Source organism: Micromonospora sp. WMMD1076, assembly GCF_029581475.1.
GTDB classification, from domain to species: domain Bacteria; phylum Actinomycetota; class Actinomycetes; order Mycobacteriales; family Micromonosporaceae; genus Micromonospora; species Micromonospora aurantiaca.
The window spans coordinates 2,820,768-2,836,441 of sequence record NZ_CP120862.1 but is presented as its reverse complement, the minus strand read 5'-3'; the positions used below and the strand labels follow the sequence as shown (position 1 = coordinate 2,836,441).

At 71.6% G+C, this 15,674-nt stretch carries 8 protein-coding genes, 4 pseudogenes and 1 riboswitch; of the genes and pseudogenes, 4 read left to right on the top strand and 8 right to left on the bottom strand.

Features of this window, described 5'->3' with window-relative positions:
- Positions 1-21 precede the first annotated feature (21 nt).
- A riboswitch (cyclic di-AMP (ydaO/yuaA leader) is annotated at positions 22-164 on the bottom strand.
- 308 nt (positions 165-472) lie between these two features.
- From O7622_RS13750 to O7622_RS13740, 3 genes are all read right to left on the bottom strand, one after another.
- On the bottom strand, positions 473-1,237 hold the full coding sequence (locus O7622_RS13750; protein WP_282313705.1) for a hypothetical protein: 765 nt from the start codon (positions 1,235-1,237) through the stop codon (positions 473-475).
- A gap of 137 nt (positions 1,238-1,374) precedes the next feature.
- Positions 1,375-1,719: a hypothetical protein gene (locus O7622_RS13745; RefSeq protein ID WP_282313704.1), complete on the bottom strand. Its 345-nt coding sequence runs from the start codon at positions 1,717-1,719 to the stop codon at positions 1,375-1,377.
- A gap of 81 nt (positions 1,720-1,800) precedes the next feature.
- On the bottom strand, positions 1,801-3,018 hold the full coding sequence (locus O7622_RS13740; protein ID WP_282313703.1) for an acyltransferase: 1,218 nt from the start codon (positions 3,016-3,018) through the stop codon (positions 1,801-1,803).
- Positions 3,019-3,172: 154 nt separating this feature from the next.
- Here O7622_RS13740 and O7622_RS13735 point away from each other — a divergent pair, with 154 nt between their 5' ends.
- From O7622_RS13735 to O7622_RS13725, 3 genes are all read left to right on the top strand, one after another.
- Positions 3,173-4,498 carry a polysaccharide pyruvyl transferase family protein gene (locus tag O7622_RS13735; protein WP_282313702.1) on the top strand — a complete coding sequence of 442 codons (1,326 nt, stop codon included), beginning with the start codon at positions 3,173-3,175 and terminating at the stop codon, positions 4,496-4,498.
- Positions 4,499-4,538: 40 nt separating this feature from the next.
- Positions 4,539-5,174, top strand: a complete 636-nt coding sequence (locus tag O7622_RS13730; protein WP_282313701.1) for an alpha-ketoglutarate-dependent dioxygenase AlkB — start codon at positions 4,539-4,541, stop codon at positions 5,172-5,174.
- A 95-nt stretch (positions 5,175-5,269) separates the two neighbouring features.
- Positions 5,270-6,607, top strand: coding sequence for a solute carrier family 23 protein (locus O7622_RS13725; protein WP_282313700.1), 1,338 nt, complete (start codon positions 5,270-5,272; stop codon positions 6,605-6,607).
- A 534-nt stretch (positions 6,608-7,141) separates the two neighbouring features.
- Here O7622_RS13725 and O7622_RS29230 read toward each other — a convergent pair.
- From O7622_RS29230 to O7622_RS29210, 5 genes and pseudogenes are all read right to left on the bottom strand, one after another.
- Positions 7,142-9,223: pseudogene (locus O7622_RS29230) on the bottom strand (DNA gyrase subunit A); the annotation flags it as partial.
- A gap of 393 nt (positions 9,224-9,616) precedes the next feature.
- Positions 9,617-10,504, bottom strand: a pseudogene (locus tag O7622_RS29225) (LAGLIDADG family homing endonuclease); the annotation flags it as partial.
- A gap of 6 nt (positions 10,505-10,510) precedes the next feature.
- A pseudogene (locus O7622_RS29220) lies at positions 10,511-10,918 on the bottom strand (DNA gyrase subunit A); the annotation flags it as partial.
- Positions 10,919-10,950: 32 nt separating this feature from the next.
- Positions 10,951-12,675 (bottom strand): toprim domain-containing protein, encoded by a 1,725-nt coding sequence (locus tag O7622_RS29215; protein ID WP_348774075.1) that lies wholly within the window; start codon positions 12,673-12,675, stop codon positions 10,951-10,953.
- A pseudogene (locus tag O7622_RS29210) lies at positions 12,652-14,127 on the bottom strand (ATP-binding protein); the annotation flags it as partial. The gene O7622_RS29215 and the pseudogene O7622_RS29210, both read right to left, overlap by 24 nt.
- A 289-nt stretch (positions 14,128-14,416) precedes the next feature.
- Between O7622_RS29210 and O7622_RS13710 the strand changes: the two are divergent.
- Positions 14,417-15,673 carry a hypothetical protein gene (locus O7622_RS13710; RefSeq protein WP_282313697.1) on the top strand — a complete coding sequence of 419 codons (1,257 nt, stop codon included), beginning with the start codon at positions 14,417-14,419 and terminating at the stop codon, positions 15,671-15,673.
- Position 15,674 lies beyond the last annotated feature (1 nt).

Below are 15,674 nucleotides of genomic sequence, written 5' to 3'. Positions count from 1 at the left end.
TCGAGGGGTGGGCACGAGGGGTACTCCTTCCGTGGCCGCCGACCGGGTTAGCTGACGGATTCGGGCGGGAAGTACGCCCTACCGCGGGCCGTGGGCTCGCGGATTCACCCCGATGTTGCTCATGGGTCCCCGGTTCGTGGAACACGATTAGGCGGGTCGGTGCGGCGTCGCCGTCGGCGATCGATTACCGCATCGGACGCGCCGACACTACCGGTGGGTATGTCCCCTGCCAAGCGCCCCGACCTGCGTAAACATGATCCTTGGTAACGGATTTCGGAACACCCGGTTACTGACTTCACTCAATGGGACAAGCAGTTTCGACGGCACCCGGCGGCGGAAAGCGGACAGACGGCGAGGACCCCGCGCGCAATTGCGCAACTCGGTGACCTGTTCTGCGCCCGACGCCCGTTTCGGCGGCCCGGGTGACCGGGTTCACCACGTTCCGGGTAACGATTCGGTCGAGACGGCCGTCTCAGCCGACCCGGGCCGGTCGCCACCGCGCGTTCCGGACCGACGCGGGCACCGGCGAGGCGCTCGGCGTCGCGCTCCGGTACGCCGGGACGGGCCGCAGCGCCGCAGTGGCCGCGTACGCCTCGGCGGCGAGCGTCCGGGCGGCCTCGGCGGCCAGTTCGGCGTCCCGCCAGGCTGCCCGCTCCCGCGCGGCGGCGCTCTCCCATCCGGCCCGGCGCCCGTCCCGGACGGTGCGGGCCAGCACGATCTCCTGCGCGGCCGGGTGCCGGCGCGGATCCCACCCGTTGCGGCGCGCCAGCACGTCGGCGAGCTGACGGGCGGTCAGGTCGCCCCGCCAGTGCGCCGTCATGGCGGCGTGGTGCAGCCAGCGCTCCCGGGCCGCGTACTCGGCAGGGGTGCGTGGCGTGCGCGGGGCGGGCAGCGCGGCGGCGCCGGCGAGGCGGCGGGCGGCGGTGTCCGCCTCGTCGTACGCGGTCCAGGCCCGGTCCGCGTCGTCCTGCGCGGCCAGCCACCGCTCCCGGCGGCGACGTGCCGTCTGGGCGGCCCCGGCGGCGGCCACCGCGACCTCCTCGGCGTACCGGATCAGGTCGTCGCGGCGGGCGGCGTCGGCGTCGGCCGGTTCGGGGGCCGCCTCCGGCGCGGGGTCGCGTTCGGGCCGGGCGACGAGCACGGCGAGCAGGCCCAGCGCGAGCAGCAGCAGGAAGGACCAGATGGCGGCGGCCTCGGGCACGGAGGTGAGGAAGTGGTACAGAGCGGTCTGCGACATGGTCGGCACCTCACGGGAAGGACCTGGCGGGAGGGCCCGCACGACCTCGCCGGGGCGAGCCGGTGGAGAGGGCCGCCGGGGCGGGTGCGGGGATGACGTGCGGTGGGTGCGGGGAACGGGCGCGGCCCGTGAGCGGGTCAGCGGGCGGGCGGGGCCCGCGGGCCGGCCGGTGCGGCGGCCCGTCCGGCCGGGACCGGCTCCGCGACGGCCGGGACGGCCGCCCGGGGCTCGGGCGCCGGCACCTCGGCGGGAGGGGCCTGCCGCTCGGCCACGCGGTCGGCCTCCGGCCGCGTCGCGGTCGAGGCGCCGGTGACCGTGTACGTCGAGGCGGCGACCGCCGGAGCCGGGGCGGCAGCGGCGACACCGGACGGCAGCGTGGCGGCGCCGAACGAACAGGCGACGACCACGGCGAGACTGGCGAGCATCCGGGCGGTCCAGCGCGCCACCCACCAGACGGGGCAGGTGAGCGCGATCGGAAGCACGGGTACAAATTACCGCCGAACCCCCCACTAACGCACCGCCGCACGGCGTGTCGCGGATCGACCGGCGGACGTGTGCGCGTGTCAGTCCGGGCGACGCCGCCCGGCGTACTCGATGTCCTCGGCCGGACCGGTGACGGGCCTCGCGCCGCCGTCGGCGACCGGGCCGGCGGCGGTCTCGGCGGGCCTGCGCGGAGCCGGCACGGCCGGTGCGCGCGACGCCGCGCGGGCCCGGCGGGACGGGCCGAGCAGGCGCATCATCGGTGTCTCCACCCAGCGGTGCAGCGCGGCGGCCAGCGCGAGCGTGACCACCAGGAAGCCGAGCACCGCGACCGGGCCGCGCCAGCCGGGCAGGCCGTTCCCCCAGTGCCCGGTCAGCCGCAGCACTGTGACCATGACCAGCACGTGGACCAGGTAGAAGGCGAACGAGACCTCACCGAGCCAGACCATCGCCCGGGACCGCCAGGGGGTGGGGCGGCCGCGCACGTCGGCGTCCGCCGCGGCGGCGATGACCAGCAGGTACGCGACAGCGAGCAGCGCCGCCCAGAACTCGGCCGGGATCCACAGCGCGGCGATCACCCAGGTGGCGACGAAGATCCCGGTGGCAGCGGCGAGGTTCGGTCCGCGCCAGCGGTGCCGGCGCATCAGCTCGGCGGCGGCCACGCCCATCCAGAACTCCAGCGACCGGGTCACCGGGAGGATCTGGGTGAACCACCACCGCTGCTCCTCCGGCACCAACTGCTGGCCGGGCCACAGCGCCAGGATGAGCAGCGGCGCCGCGACCAGGACGGTCCGCAGCACCCCGGTACGGGCCCGGCGCAGCCACGGCACCACGAGCGGCAGGCACAGGTAGAAGGCCAGCTCGCAGGAGAGCGACCAGCTCACGTTGTTGACGCTGTAGAAGTAGCCGCCGATCGGGATCCACGCCTGGACCAGGAAGAGGTTGGCGATCGCGGCCCACGGCACGACCGGGTCGGCGAACCAGGCCGCGACCGCCAGCGCCGCGACGAACGTCACCACGTGGTTCGGGTAGATCTTGGCGAACCGGCGGCGCAGGAACGTCCACGCGCGCTCACCGTCCCGGTACGACCAGACCAGCACGAAGCCGCTGAGGATGAAGAAGAACTCGACGCCGGACAGGCCCAGGCTGAACGCCTTGTCCACCATTGTCTTCAGGTGCGGCTCGGCGATGATCCCCATGGTGCCGGCGTGGAAGGCGAAGACCAGCAGCGCGGCGACCCACCGCAATCCGGTCAGCGACGGCAGTCGTGGGGCACGGGTGACGGTCGGCGCGCTGGTCATTCCGGGCACCCTACCCCGGGGAACCGGGACGTTCCCGGCGAGCCGACGTCCGGTCGGCTCCGCTGGGCCGGCGGATAGGATTTCCGTTCTGCACGCGCGGGCACCCACCCGGCTCCGCCCGCACGCCGTGCCGTACGGAAGGTGAGCGAACCGGATGCACCAGCGGATCCTGCTCCGCGCCCGCAAGGGCCCGTTCGACGTCCTCACGCCCGAGGAGACGTTCGCCGGCAACTGGATCGGCGACAACAGCGGCAACCTGGTCTTCAGCCACGCCGCGCACAAGCTGCTCGCCACCTCCACGGCCGAGATCACACCGACACGCACCCCGGCCGACCCGCGCCTCGCCGACGAGATCAACGAGCGGCACGACGTGTTCGTCGTACCGCTGGCGAACGCGTTCCGGCGCAGCTTCGTGCACCGGCTCACCCCGCTGACCCGGCTGATCGAGCGGCTGAAGATCCCGGTGGTGGTGCTCGGCGTCGGCGTGCAGACGAACGTCGACGGCGACCGCGAGTACCTGCGGCCGATCGACGAGCCGGTCCGCGCGTTCTGCAAGGCAGTGCTGGACCGCTCGCACAGCATCGGCGTACGCGGCGAGGTGACCGAGAGCTACCTCAACGCGCTGGGCTTCTCCGCCGTGGAGCAGATCGGCTGCCCGTCGATGTTCCTGCACGGCGACACGTTCCAGCTGGAGAAGAGCCGCCCGGAGCTGACCGCCGATTCGAAGGTCGCGCTCACCATCTCCCCGTACGTCCGCTCGATGGCCTCGGTGGTCCGCCACCACCAGGAGCGCTACCCGAACCTCTGCTACGTGCCGCAGGACCTGCGGACGCTCGGCACCCTGCTCTACGGCGACGCGCCCGAGCACCGGGGCCAGAGCAGCGACATCCCGCTGCACACCTCGCACCCGCTGTTCGCCGAGGACAAGGTGCGCATGTTCGTCGACCCGTGGACCTGGATGTCGCACCTGTCCGGGTACGACTTCGCGTTCGGCACCCGCATCCACGGCACCATCACCGCGCTCGTCGCCGGCACGCCCGGCTACCTGTTCGCGCACGACTCGCGCACCCTGGAACTGGCCCGCTACTTCGGCATCCCGCACCGGATCATGCGGGACGTGCCGGCCGACGTCGACGCCGCCGACCTCTACGCCGAGGCCGACTACACAGCGCTCAACGACGGCCACAAGGCCCGCTTCGAGACCATCACCGCGTTCCTGGCCAAGCAGGGCCTCGGCACCTCGTTCGCCGACGGCGACAGCGCCACGCGCTTCGACCGGCGGGTCGGCGAGACGGTGTTCCCGCCGGCCGTCCGGCCCGCCGCCGCCACCACGCCGGCCGAACTGCTGACCCGCATCGAACGGCTGCGCGACGAGAACGCCCAGCTCACCGCCGCCATCGACGCGATGCGCTCGCAGCAGCTCCGGGAGCGGATCAAGCAGGCCGTCCCGGGCAAGGTCCGCCGGATGCTGCGGCGCTGACCGTCGTACGCCTGTTCGAGAGCGGGGTACGATCGGCTGCGTGTCCGACGCGTACCAGCCCTCGATGCTCGACCTGGCCGAGCAGGGCCCGACCCTGGGCCCGCTCGCCGGGGCGCTGCGCCGGCATGAACTGAGCCGGGGCGCCTGGGTCGACCACCTGCCCGGCTGGGTGCGCGGCTCCGACGAGGTGCTCGACACGCTGCGCCACGACGTGCCCTGGCGGGCCGAACGCCGCACCATGTACGACACCGAGGTCGACGTGCCCCGGCTGCTCTGCTGGTACGCCGCCGGCCGGCCGCTGCCGCACCCGGTGCTCACCGCGGCCCGGGACGCCCTCACCCGGCACTACGCGCCCGAACTGGGCGAGCCGTTCGTCACCGCCGGCATGTGCCTCTACCGCGACGGCCACGACAGCGTGGCCTGGCACGGCGACACCCTGGGCCGCTCCGCGCACACCGACACCATGGTGGCGATCGTCTCGTTCGGCTCCCCGCGCGCGCTGCTGCTACGCCCCCGCGGCGGAGGCGGCGGCAGCCTGCGGTTCCCGCTCGGCCACGGCGACCTCGTGGTCATGGGCGGCTCCTGCCAGCGCACCTGGGAACACGCGGTGCCGAAGACCACCCGGCCGGTCGGCCCCCGGGTCAGCGTCCAGTTCCGTCCCACAGGCGTCGCCTGAGCCCGGGGCGGGCCCACGTCTCGCCAGGGCACGTGCTAGAAACAACTCCCAGGGTCGATCACGCCCCCGTCACCCGATGACGCGAAGGGCGACCGATGACCCAGTCCCCCACCTCCCGCTGGTCCCCGTGGACCCTGCACGGCGACGGCCGCCGGGTACGCCCCGGCGACGTGGTCCAGCCCGACGAACGGCTCTCCTGGCCGCGCACCATCGGCGTGGGCGCGCAGCACGTGGTCGCCATGTTCGGCGCCACCTTCACCGTCCCGCTGATCACCGGGTTCCCGCCCGCCACCACGCTGCTGTTCTCCGGGCTCGGCACGCTGCTGTTCCTGCTGATCACCGGCAACCGGCTGCCCTCGTACCTCGGCTCGTCGTTCGCGTTCATCGCGCCGGTCCTGGCGGCGAAGACCGACGGCGGCATCGGCGCGGCCCTCGGCGGCATCGTGGTCGCGGGCGTCGCGCTGGCGATCGTCGGCGTGGTGGTGCAGGTGGCCGGCTCCCGCTGGATCGACGCGCTGATGCCGCCGGTGGTCACCGGCGCGATCGTCATGCTGATCGGCCTCAACCTCGCGCCCGTCGCCTGGGACGGCGACGGCTCCGGCACCGGCGTGAAGGCGCAGCCGCTGATCGCCGTGGTCACCCTCGTCGCGATCCTGCTCACCACTGTGCTGTTCCGCGGCTTCGTGGCGCGGCTGTCGATCCTCGTCGGCGTCGTGGCCGGCTGGGTGCTCGCCGCGCTCACCGGCAACCTCGACCAGCAGGCCGTCCGCGGGCTGCGGCAGGCGGCCTGGATCGGTTTCCCCGAGTTCCACACGCCGAGCTTCGACGCGCGCGCCGTCGTGCTCGTCATCCCGGTGATCCTGGTGCTGATCGCGGAGAACGCCGGGCACGTCAAGGCAGTCGCCGCGATGACCGGCCGCAACCTGGACCGCGACATGGGCCGGGCGCTGCTGGGCGACGGCGTCGCCACGGTGCTGGCCGGCTCCGGCGGCGGTTCCGGCACCACCACGTACGCGGAGAACATCGGCGTGATGGCGGCGACGCGCGTCTACTCCACGGCCGCGTACTGGGTGGCCGGCGCCACGGCGATCCTGCTCGGGCTCTGCCCGAAGTTCGGCGCGCTGATCCTGACCGTGCCGGCCGGCGTGCTCGGCGGCGCCACCACCGCCCTGTACGGCCTGATCGCCATTCTGGGCGCCCGGATCTGGATCGAGAGCCGAGTCGACTTCCACGACCCGATCAACCTGTTCACCGCCGCCGTGGCGGTGATCATCGGCGCCGCCAACTACACGCTGACCGCGGGCGACCTGTCGTTCAACGGCATCGCGCTCGGCACTGCTGCCGCCCTGGTCATCTACCACGGCATGCGCCTGATCGCCCGCCTGCGCGGCACGACCCCCGAGTCCCGCCAGTCCCCCACCCCCGAACTCTGACCCACCCACCCCACCCCACGGCCCCACCCCACGGCCCGCCCGCGGGCCCCACCCCGTTGATCATGAAGTTAGCGGCACACATTGCCCGATTCACGCCCGCCAACTCCATGGTCAACAGGCGGTGGGGGTGCGATCGGGGCACCCGGAGGCCCGAACTGCAAGATCACGTGAGCCGGGCCGCGCGGCGCCCCGCTCCCACCCCGGGCCAGCCCTGCCCCGGCTGCGTCGATCATGAGGTTGACGGCGTTCGGTGTCCGTTTTGTCGCCGCTAACCTCATGATCGACCGGGCAGGACGGGCGTCTCTGCCCAGACGGTCCAGGAGTGCGCCAGCAGGCCGGCATGCCCTGTCCGCGAGGGCACCCACGCTGCGGTGATCAAGGGGTTTGCGGCCGGTGGGAGGCGTGAATGGGCCGCAAACTCCTTGATCAACCGGGTCGAGCGCCCCGACGACGCGCCGGAGGGCGGCCGAGAGGGGCGGCCGAGCGGGACTGACCGTCAGGGGCGGGTGGGGTGGGCCGCCCCGCCCCTACCCGTCAGTCGCGGTCGATGTGGTGGCCCACGACGGCCGGGCCGAGCATCACGGCGAAACCGGAGCCGTCTCGGCGCGGGTCGGCCGGGGGCAACTCCACCGGATCGCCGGTGGCGGTCGCGCCCACCGGCCGCGGGCCGATCCAGGCCACCGACAACTCCACCTCGCCCTTGAGGAACCGCTGCGCGCGTACGCCGCCGGTCGCCCTTCCCTTCGCCGGATACGCCTTGAACGGCGTCACCTTCACTGTGGCTCCGGTCGACGTGACCACCATCGGCTCACCGTGCTTCGAGTCGTCGGTGCGGATCGCGCCGAAGAAGACCGCACGCGCGCCGCCCGGCAGGTTGATACCGGCCATGCCGCCGCCCCTGAGCCCCTGCGGGCGCACCACGGATGCGGCGAAGCGCAGCAGCGACGCCTCCGACGAGACGAACGCCAGCGTCTCGGCGCCGTCGGTCAGCCAGGTCGCGCCGACCACCTCGTCGCCGTCACGCAGCGAGATCACCTCGAACTCGTCGGAACGGACCGGCCAGTCCGGGGCGCACACCTTCACCACACCCGCCCGCGTGCCGAGCGCCAGGCCGGGCGACCCCTGCGCGGACGGGCCCAGCGGGGCGAGCCCGACCACCGTCTCGCCCGGCTCCAGCGGCACCAGTTCCGCCGCCGACATGCCGCCGCGCAGCGACACCGTGCCGGACTGCTCCGGCAGCACCGGCAACGGCAGCACGTCGATCTTGAACGCGCGGCCGGCGCTGGTCACCAGCAGCACCCGGCCACGGGCGGTGGAGTGCACGAGCGCGCGTACCGCGTCGTGCTTGACCCGGCCGCTGCGCCGGCGCGCCTCGGCGGCCTCCTCCGACTCGGCCGCGGTCCGCGCCACCAGTCCGGTGGCGGAGAGGATGACCTGGCACGGGTCGTCGGCGACCTCCAGCGGACCGGCGGGCACCGAGGCGGCGAGCACCTCCTTGAGGTCGCCGTCGACGAGCGTGGTGCGTCGCGGCGCACCGAACTGCTTGACCACGGCGGCCAGCTCGTCGGAGACCACCTTCCGCAGCACCTTCTCGTCGTCCAGGATCTTCGACAGCTCGGCGATCTCGCCGCGCAGCTTCTCCTGCTCGGCCTCCAGTTCCAGCCGGTCGTACTTGGTCAGCCGGCGCAGCGGAGTGTCCAGGATGTAGGTCGCCTGGATCTCGGAGAGCTTGAACCGCTGCATCAGGCCGTCCTTGGCGGCCTGGGCGTCCTCGCTGGCGCGGATCAGCTTGACCACCCGGTCGATGTCGAGCAGGGCGATCAACAGGCCGTCGACCAGGTGCAGGCGCTCCTCCCGCTTGCGCTTGCGGTACGCGCTGCGCCGGGTCACCACCTCGTAGCGGTGGGCCAGGAACACGTCGAGCAGTTCCTTGAGCCCGAGCGTGCGGGGCTGGCCGTCGACGAGCACCAGGTTGTTCACGCCGAAGGACTGCTCCAGCGGGGTGAGCCGGTAGAGGTCGGCCAGCAGCGCCTGGGGATTGACCCCGACCTTGCACTCCACCACCAGGCGGGTGCCGTTCTCCCGGTCGGTGAGGTCCTTGACGTCGGCGATGCCGGTCAGCCGCTTGGTCTTGTTCACCTCGTTGGTGATGGCCGCGATGACCTTCTCGGCGCCGACACCGTACGGCAGCTCGGTCACGGTGATGGCCTGCCGGCCACGGCTGCCCTCCAGCGGGCCGATCTCCACCCGGCCGCGCATGCGCACCACGCCGCGCCCGGTCTCGTACGCGCGGCGCACCTCGTCCAGGCCGAGCAGCACCCCGCCGGTCGGCAGGTCGGGGCCGGGCACGAACTCCATGAGCTTGTCGAGCGTGGCGTCCGGGTGGTTGATCAGCCACCGGGCCGCCTGGACCACCTCGCCGAGGTTGTGCGGAATCATGTTCGTCGCCATGCCGACCGCGATGCCGGACGCACCGTTGACCAGCAGGTTCGGGAACGCCGCCGGCAGCACAGTGGGCTGGGTCAGCGAGCCGTCGTAGTTCGGCTCGACGTCGACTGTGTCCTCACCCAGCTCGCCGACGAGCAGCATCGCCTCCCGGGACATCCGGGCTTCGGTGTTGTGGTTGACGAAACCACCGGCCAGGAAGGAGTGGTCGGCGGATTCGACTCGAACGGAATAGACCTCCGCCGGCTCGTCGGGAGAGACCGCGACGACCTTCTCGTATCGATAGCCCGCATCCATGACGGGCAGGATCGTGGCAAGGATCTCGGTGTCCTTGATGCGGTCGATGATGCGGAGTCGTTCGGTCTCCCACCGCTCGACACGATCGAAGTTGTGGCTGGTGAGCCACTTTCGTCCGCTGCCCCGACGATCGAAGTCGATGCTGCTGCGCACGTAGTCGGCCACAAAGGGGACATGGTCCTGGCTGAGCCGATGCGGGCGCAGCGGCGCGTGCCGCAACATCTCGGCCAGCACCGCCTGCTTGGTACGGAGGAAGCCGACACGAGTTGCGAAAGCTCTGATATTTCGCGTCCCGGATATCACCAAGCGGTGCTCCACCGAGCCACTGGGCCGGGTGTAGTGGCGTCGGCAGGCGATCACACCGAACTCCGCGAGCAGTTCTTGCACCTCCCGAGCCAGACGCTCGCTGTAGCTGGTGTACTGGATGGTGAAGCTGCTGTCGGCGACGCGGACTCCGCCGTCACCTTCGAAGAGGGCCATCAGGAAGGCCCGCTTGATGCCCCACCCCCCTGCCCAGACGAATTCGGGCACGAACTTGTCCCTCGCCTGGTGACCGATGAGCTCGGCGAGTGGACTCGCCCGGAAGGCGTCCATCCCGCCGGCGACGTCCTGGACGTCAAGTTCGTGTATGCGGCGACGGTCTCGGCGCGTGTGCCGTTCGTTGACGTAGCGTCGTCCAGCCACGACCCGGTCGTAGGCATACAGGACCTCGCCGAAGAAATGCTCGTCGGTATTGCTGAATCCTGCCCGCGACTCGCTCGCGAAGCCTTCAGAGACCCACGCACCACCGAGCACGCCGAGCATGTACTCACGGGCGGTGGGAACGACCTGGTTCCATGCGTTCCGAGCGATACAGACCACCAAGCCCGGCGTTACCTCGTCGAGCCGACGCCACTGAAAGACAGGGACGCCCACCGGGGCTTCGAGGCAGAGAACCAGATGATTCTCACTACCCCGCAGGGAGAATCCGGTCTCAGTCGTGATCCGGAGCGTCGGGTGGACGCCCGAGTTGAAGACCTTGTTGACGCGAACCGCTTTGCCGTCCTTGTCGAGGACTTCGAAATCGGCCTCCGCCTCGCTGTTCGGCGGCAGGTCGACCACATCACCGATCCGAGGGCTGCTGCCATCGGCCAGGCGGATCCGGGTGTCACCCACGACGCAGTAGCGCGCCGCGGCCGGTCCGTCGTCCGGCGAACCGAAGTTGCCGTGCCCGTCGATGAGTGGGACGTTCAGCGAGAAGTCCTGCGCCAGCCGCACCATCGCGTCGTAGATCGCCGTGTCGCCGTGCGGATGGTACTTGCCCATCGTGTCGCCGACGATCCGGGCGCTCTTGACGTGGCCCCGGTCCGGGCGGTGGCCCTGCTCGTGCATCGACCAGAGGATGCGCCGGTGCACCGGCTTGAGCCCGTCGCGCGCGTCGGGCAGGGCGCGGGAGTGGATGACCGAGAACGCGTACTCCAGGTAGGAGTCCGAGACCTCGGTGACCAGCGGGTTGTCGAAGACGCGGGCGCCGGCCTGGTCGAAGGCGGCCAGGTCAGCCTTGGCGCGGTCGTCCTTGCGGCGTGCCATGGTGCGGTTTCCTTCCGAGACGAACCCGTTGGTCAGGCGTCGATGGCGTCGCGGTCGACCCGGTCGGCGGAGTCGATCAGCCAGTTGCGGCGGGGCTCGACCTTCTCCCCCATGAGCAGTTCGAGGATCCGCTCGGCGGCCTCGACGTCGTCGAGCGTGATCCGGCGGACCGCACGGGTGGCCGGGTTCATGGTGGTCTCCCACAGCTCGTCGGCGTCCATCTCACCGAGTCCCTTGAAGCGCGGGATGGGCGTGACGATCTGCTTGCCGGCCTTCCCCAGCTTGCGCACGGTCGCCTCCATCTCGGCCTGGGTGTAGGTGTAGACGGTCTGCGGGTTGCGCCCCTTCGTGGTGATCTTGTGCAGGGGCGGCATCGCCGCGTAGAGCCGCCCGGCCTCGATCAGCGGCCGCATGTAGCGGGCGAACAGCGTGATCAGCAGGGTACGGATGTGCGCGCCGTCGACGTCCGCGTCGGCCATGATGAGAACCCGGCCGTACCGCAGGGTGGACAGGTCGAACGTCCGCCCGGAGCCGGCGCCGAGCACCTGCACGATCGCGGCGCACTCGGCGTTGTCCAGCACCTGCTGGAGGTTGGCCTTCTGCACGTTGAGGATCTTGCCGCGGATCGGCAGCAGCGCCTGGTACTCCGACGTCCGTGCGACCCGTGCACTGTTGTGCACGAACACACCGGCTTCCAGGGCGAAGTTGTGGTAGCCCTCCACCGTCAGGTCGTACACGTCGGCAGTCTCACTCAGACGCTCGACCGAAGCGACGCTGTGGTTGACGAGCGCGACGGCATCGCGCACCCGCTCGTAGTCGCCGCCGTGCAGGGCCAGAAGCCGGTCGAATCGCAGACCGGTCCGTGCGCTCCGCTTCCGCTCGGCCTCATACGCGGCGGCCATCTCCGCATCGGCTAGGGACACCAGCGGCGCGAGGCGCCGCAAAGCGGCCATCCGTCGCCCCTCGTTCTGCTGTGCGACCCGCTCGGCCCTGGGGACACCCGCTACGTAGCGGGCCCGCCCCGCCTGCGCCTTGGCAAGGTGACCGGTGGTCGGGCCGGACATTCGGCCCGCCATTCGACGGGAGTGGGCTCGCCGGAACTCCGGATTGCTCTCGTGCCAGGCCAGAACGGCGTTACGCTGCCGCTCCCGTTCGGCCGGATCCGTGAACTGCTCGCTGGTCTTCTGGCTCCGCCACGTACGCAGGTCTTCGTCCTGCCACTGACCAACCGAGCGTTTGCGCCACTCTTCACGGCGAGCCGGGTCGGCGAAGAACAGCCGGGCCCGCTCGGCGGCGGCGCTGTCCCTGCCGTGCCGGATGTTCCAGGCATCGGCGAGGTAATGGGTGTAGACCCACTCCGCGCGGTCGTTCATCCAGATCTGTTCGTAGCCGTGCAGGTTGTGCCCCTCGGCTTTGCTGGAGAGACGTCGGTAGAGCGGCATCAGTGAGTCACCGGGCGTCAGCGCGTCAGCGCGGCGGTAGGAGCCGTCGCGCAACCGGAAGAGGTGATCCGGCGTGCATCGGATTGACTCGCCGTCGTCTAGGGTGACGCGGACCAGTTCGGCGTTCCGTTTGGTGAGCCGAGGCTCCTCAAGCGGTGCGACCACCACCCGACCGGCCTTGTTGGTCGTGTAGCCGAAGTGGGAGACGCCCCGTGCCCAGTCGGCGGCGAGGTCTGCGAATGAGCGGGCTTCACCGGAGGCGAGTGCGACCATGGTGTCTCCGGTAAAGCAGCCCAGCGCGCTGTCGCCCTCCACGATGAACAGTTCGCTGCGCTCCACGCCGGTGGCGCGGCAGTCGACGAGCTTGGCCGGCATGGCCGCGCCCTCCAGCGCGGTCTTGCGGCGGGCGGCGTCCTTCTGCTGCTTCTGGGTGAGCCGGACGCGGGCCGCGTCGACGATCTTCTGGAGCACCGTACGGGCCTCGGCCTTGGTCCGGCGGTCCTCCAGCCAGCTCTTGAGGTGCGCCTCGACCAGGCCCTGGAGCACCTTGGTGATGCCTGCGGTGGACAGCTCGTCCTTGGTCTGCGAGGTGAACTGCGGCTCCGGGATGCGCACGTGCACCACTGCTGTCATGCCCTCCAGGACGTCGTCCAGGGTGGGCGCGTCCTCCTTGGGCTTGAGCAGGCCGCGGGCGTTGCGGGCGGCGTCGGCGAGGGTGCGGGCCAGCGCCCGCTCGAAGCCCTTGCGGTGGGTGCCGCCGTGGGCGTTGCGGATGGTGTTGGTGAAGCACTCGACGGTGCGCTCGTAGCCGGTGCCCCAGCGGAACGCCACCTCGACCTCGGCGCGGCGCTGCACGTTGGACTGCATGACGCCGTTGGCGTCGGCGGCGTTCTCCCGGTAGGTGCCCTCGCCGGTGACCAGCAGCGTGCCGGAGACCGCCCGGTCGCCGGCCGGGGCGAGGAACTCCACCATGTCGGTGAGGCCGTCGGGGAAGTGGAAGCTCTCCTCGACGCTCTGCTCGCCGGTCTCGTCGCGCAGCCGGTAGGCCACACCGGGGACGAGGAACGCGGTGTTGCGCAGCTTGAGCCGGACCGCCTCGGTGTCGAGCGCGGCGCCGGTCTCGAAGTAGCGGGGGTCGTGCCACCAGCGGATCGAGGTGCCGGTGCGCTGGCCGCGCTTGATCGCGCCGACGATCTGGAGACCGGGGCCGGGGGTGAACGGCGCGTCCGGGCCGTCGCCGTCGAAGACGCCCGGCACGCCGTGGCGGAACGACATGGCGTGGACCTTGCCGCCACGCCGGACGGTGACGTCGAAGCGCCGGGACAGCGCGTTGACCGCTGACGCGCCGACGCCGTGCAGGCCGCCGGAGGTCTTGTAGCCGGAGCCGCCGAACTTGCCGCCCGCGTGCAGGCGGGTCAGCACCAGCTCGACGCCGGAGATGCCGGACTTGGCGTGCACGTCGGTGGGGATGCCCCGGCCGTCGTCGTCGACCTGGACCGAGCCGTCGGCGTGCAGGATCACGTCGACCTTCGTGGCGTGACCGGCGACACCCTCGTCGGTCGAGTTGTCGAGGATCTCGTTGACGAGGTGACCCACGCCACGGCTGTCGGTCGAGCCGATGTACATGCCCGGGCGCTTGCGGACGGCGTCGAGGCCCTCCAGATGCGTCAGGTCGTCGGCCCCGTAGAGGGTCTCAGGCTGTGCGGTCAACTGGTCGTACTCCCAGGTCTCGGCGGTGTGGTGCCGTTCACCGTGTGATCCCCCCACGATGATCGCCGGGCGCGGCGCGCCGGAGCGAGCCTAGCCGGGTGCCCCGACAGGTCGGCGGCACCGGGGCGGTGCGTTGCGCGATCGGCCTGCCGGCCGGGTCCGCGCCGCGGCCGCGTACGGCGGCCGGCGGGACGGGCGGGGGCTCCAGGCGGCACAACGACCCGGGCGCCGGATGTCTTCCCCGGTGCGGGGCCACTGATGTCGGGCCATTGACGTCCGTCACACGTGCGTGATCTGATCGCCCCCCTGAAGAATCTTTCACATTTCGATGTCTGGGAGGTCGGGCATGTCCGTGTTCCGTCGTTCCGCGCTCGCGGCGGCGCTGGCGCTCGCCACGGTGGCGTTACCCGCCGCCGCGGCACCAGCCCAGCCCGCGGCCGCCGCGCTGCCCACCGCCGCGGTGGCGCTGGGAGACAGTTTCATCAGCGGTGAGGGCGCCGGGGCGTACGCGCCGGTGGCAGACGTGAACGGGGTGTCCCAGGGCTTCCCCGGCTGGTCCGCCGCCAACGCCAACGCCTATTTCTGCCACCGCTCCCCGAACGCCTCGCTGTTCCAGGCCGACCTGCCCGGCATCTCCGCGCGGTTCAACCTGGCCTGCTCGGGCGGCCAGCCGTACGACATCGCGAACGCCTCCGCCACCCGTACGAAGGGGCGGCAGGTGGCCGCCCAGCTCGACCAGCTCCGGTCGGTGGCGCGGACCCACGACATCGACCTGGTGCTCGTCGGCCTCGGCTCGAACAACAGCTCGTTCACCTTCGGCAGCGTGGCGGAGAAGTGCGCCAACCGGTTCATCGCCGACGCGTGGACCGGCTGGTGGGAGTTCTGGGCGTACCTGGGCGGGCCGGTGGAGCAGAAGCCGTGCACCGACGCCGACCTGGGCACGGCCGCGCAGTTCACCGCCGCCACCGCGGAGACCACAGCGGCGCTGCGGCAGCTGCTCACCACGCTGGACCAGATCGATGCCGACGGGCAGCATCGGGTGGTGTTCCAGGACTACACCAACCCGCTGCCGTTCGAGCTGGACCAGAGCTACTGGACCGAGGACAGCCGCGACGACACCCGGGACAAGTTCCGCGCGCTGGGCGCCGAGCGGTACGCGGCCGGCTGCCCGATCCACCGGGCCAGCCTGGCGCCCGGCCACCGCTTCTCGCAGGGGCTCGGCACGCTCGTCAGCTCGGTACGCGGCACGCTGGCCGGTGAGTTCCCGCAGGACGACCTGGTCTACCTGAACGTGCAGCGCGCGTTCGACGGCGCCCGGCTCTGCGAGTCGACAGGCAGCCCGGGCAACGCCGTGGCCACGCCGATCCGGCTGATGGACGGCCCGAGCGGCACGTTCGTCACCAGCCTCTCCGGGTACGACAAGCTCGACATCCAGCGGATCGCCAACGCCTGCGGCACGTACTTCCAGACCTGCCAGGAGTCGTGGCACCCGAACGCCGCCGGGCACAAGGTGCTCGGCCGGTGCCTGGCCGGGGCGGCGGCGACCGGCGCCCGTACCGTCTCCTGCGTCCGCGCCCCGGACGGCACGGTGAGCGTGAGCTGAC

What these genes read in the sequence shown, in the direction of transcription:
- O7622_RS13750 (WP_282313705.1), bottom strand. Translation starts at nt 1,237, where the DNA reads ATGTCGCAGACCGCTCTGTACCACTTCCTCACCTCCGTGCCCGAGGCC.
- O7622_RS13740 (WP_282313703.1), bottom strand. Translation starts at nt 3,018, where the DNA reads ATGACCAGCGCGCCGACCGTCACCCGTGCCCCACGACTGCCGTCGCTG.
- O7622_RS13735 (WP_282313702.1), top strand. Translation starts at nt 3,173, where the DNA reads ATGCACCAGCGGATCCTGCTCCGCGCCCGCAAGGGCCCGTTCGACGTC.
- O7622_RS13725 (WP_282313700.1), top strand. Translation starts at nt 5,270, where the DNA reads ATGACCCAGTCCCCCACCTCCCGCTGGTCCCCGTGGACCCTGCACGGC.
- O7622_RS13710 (WP_282313697.1), top strand. Translation starts at nt 14,417, where the DNA reads ATGTCCGTGTTCCGTCGTTCCGCGCTCGCGGCGGCGCTGGCGCTCGCC.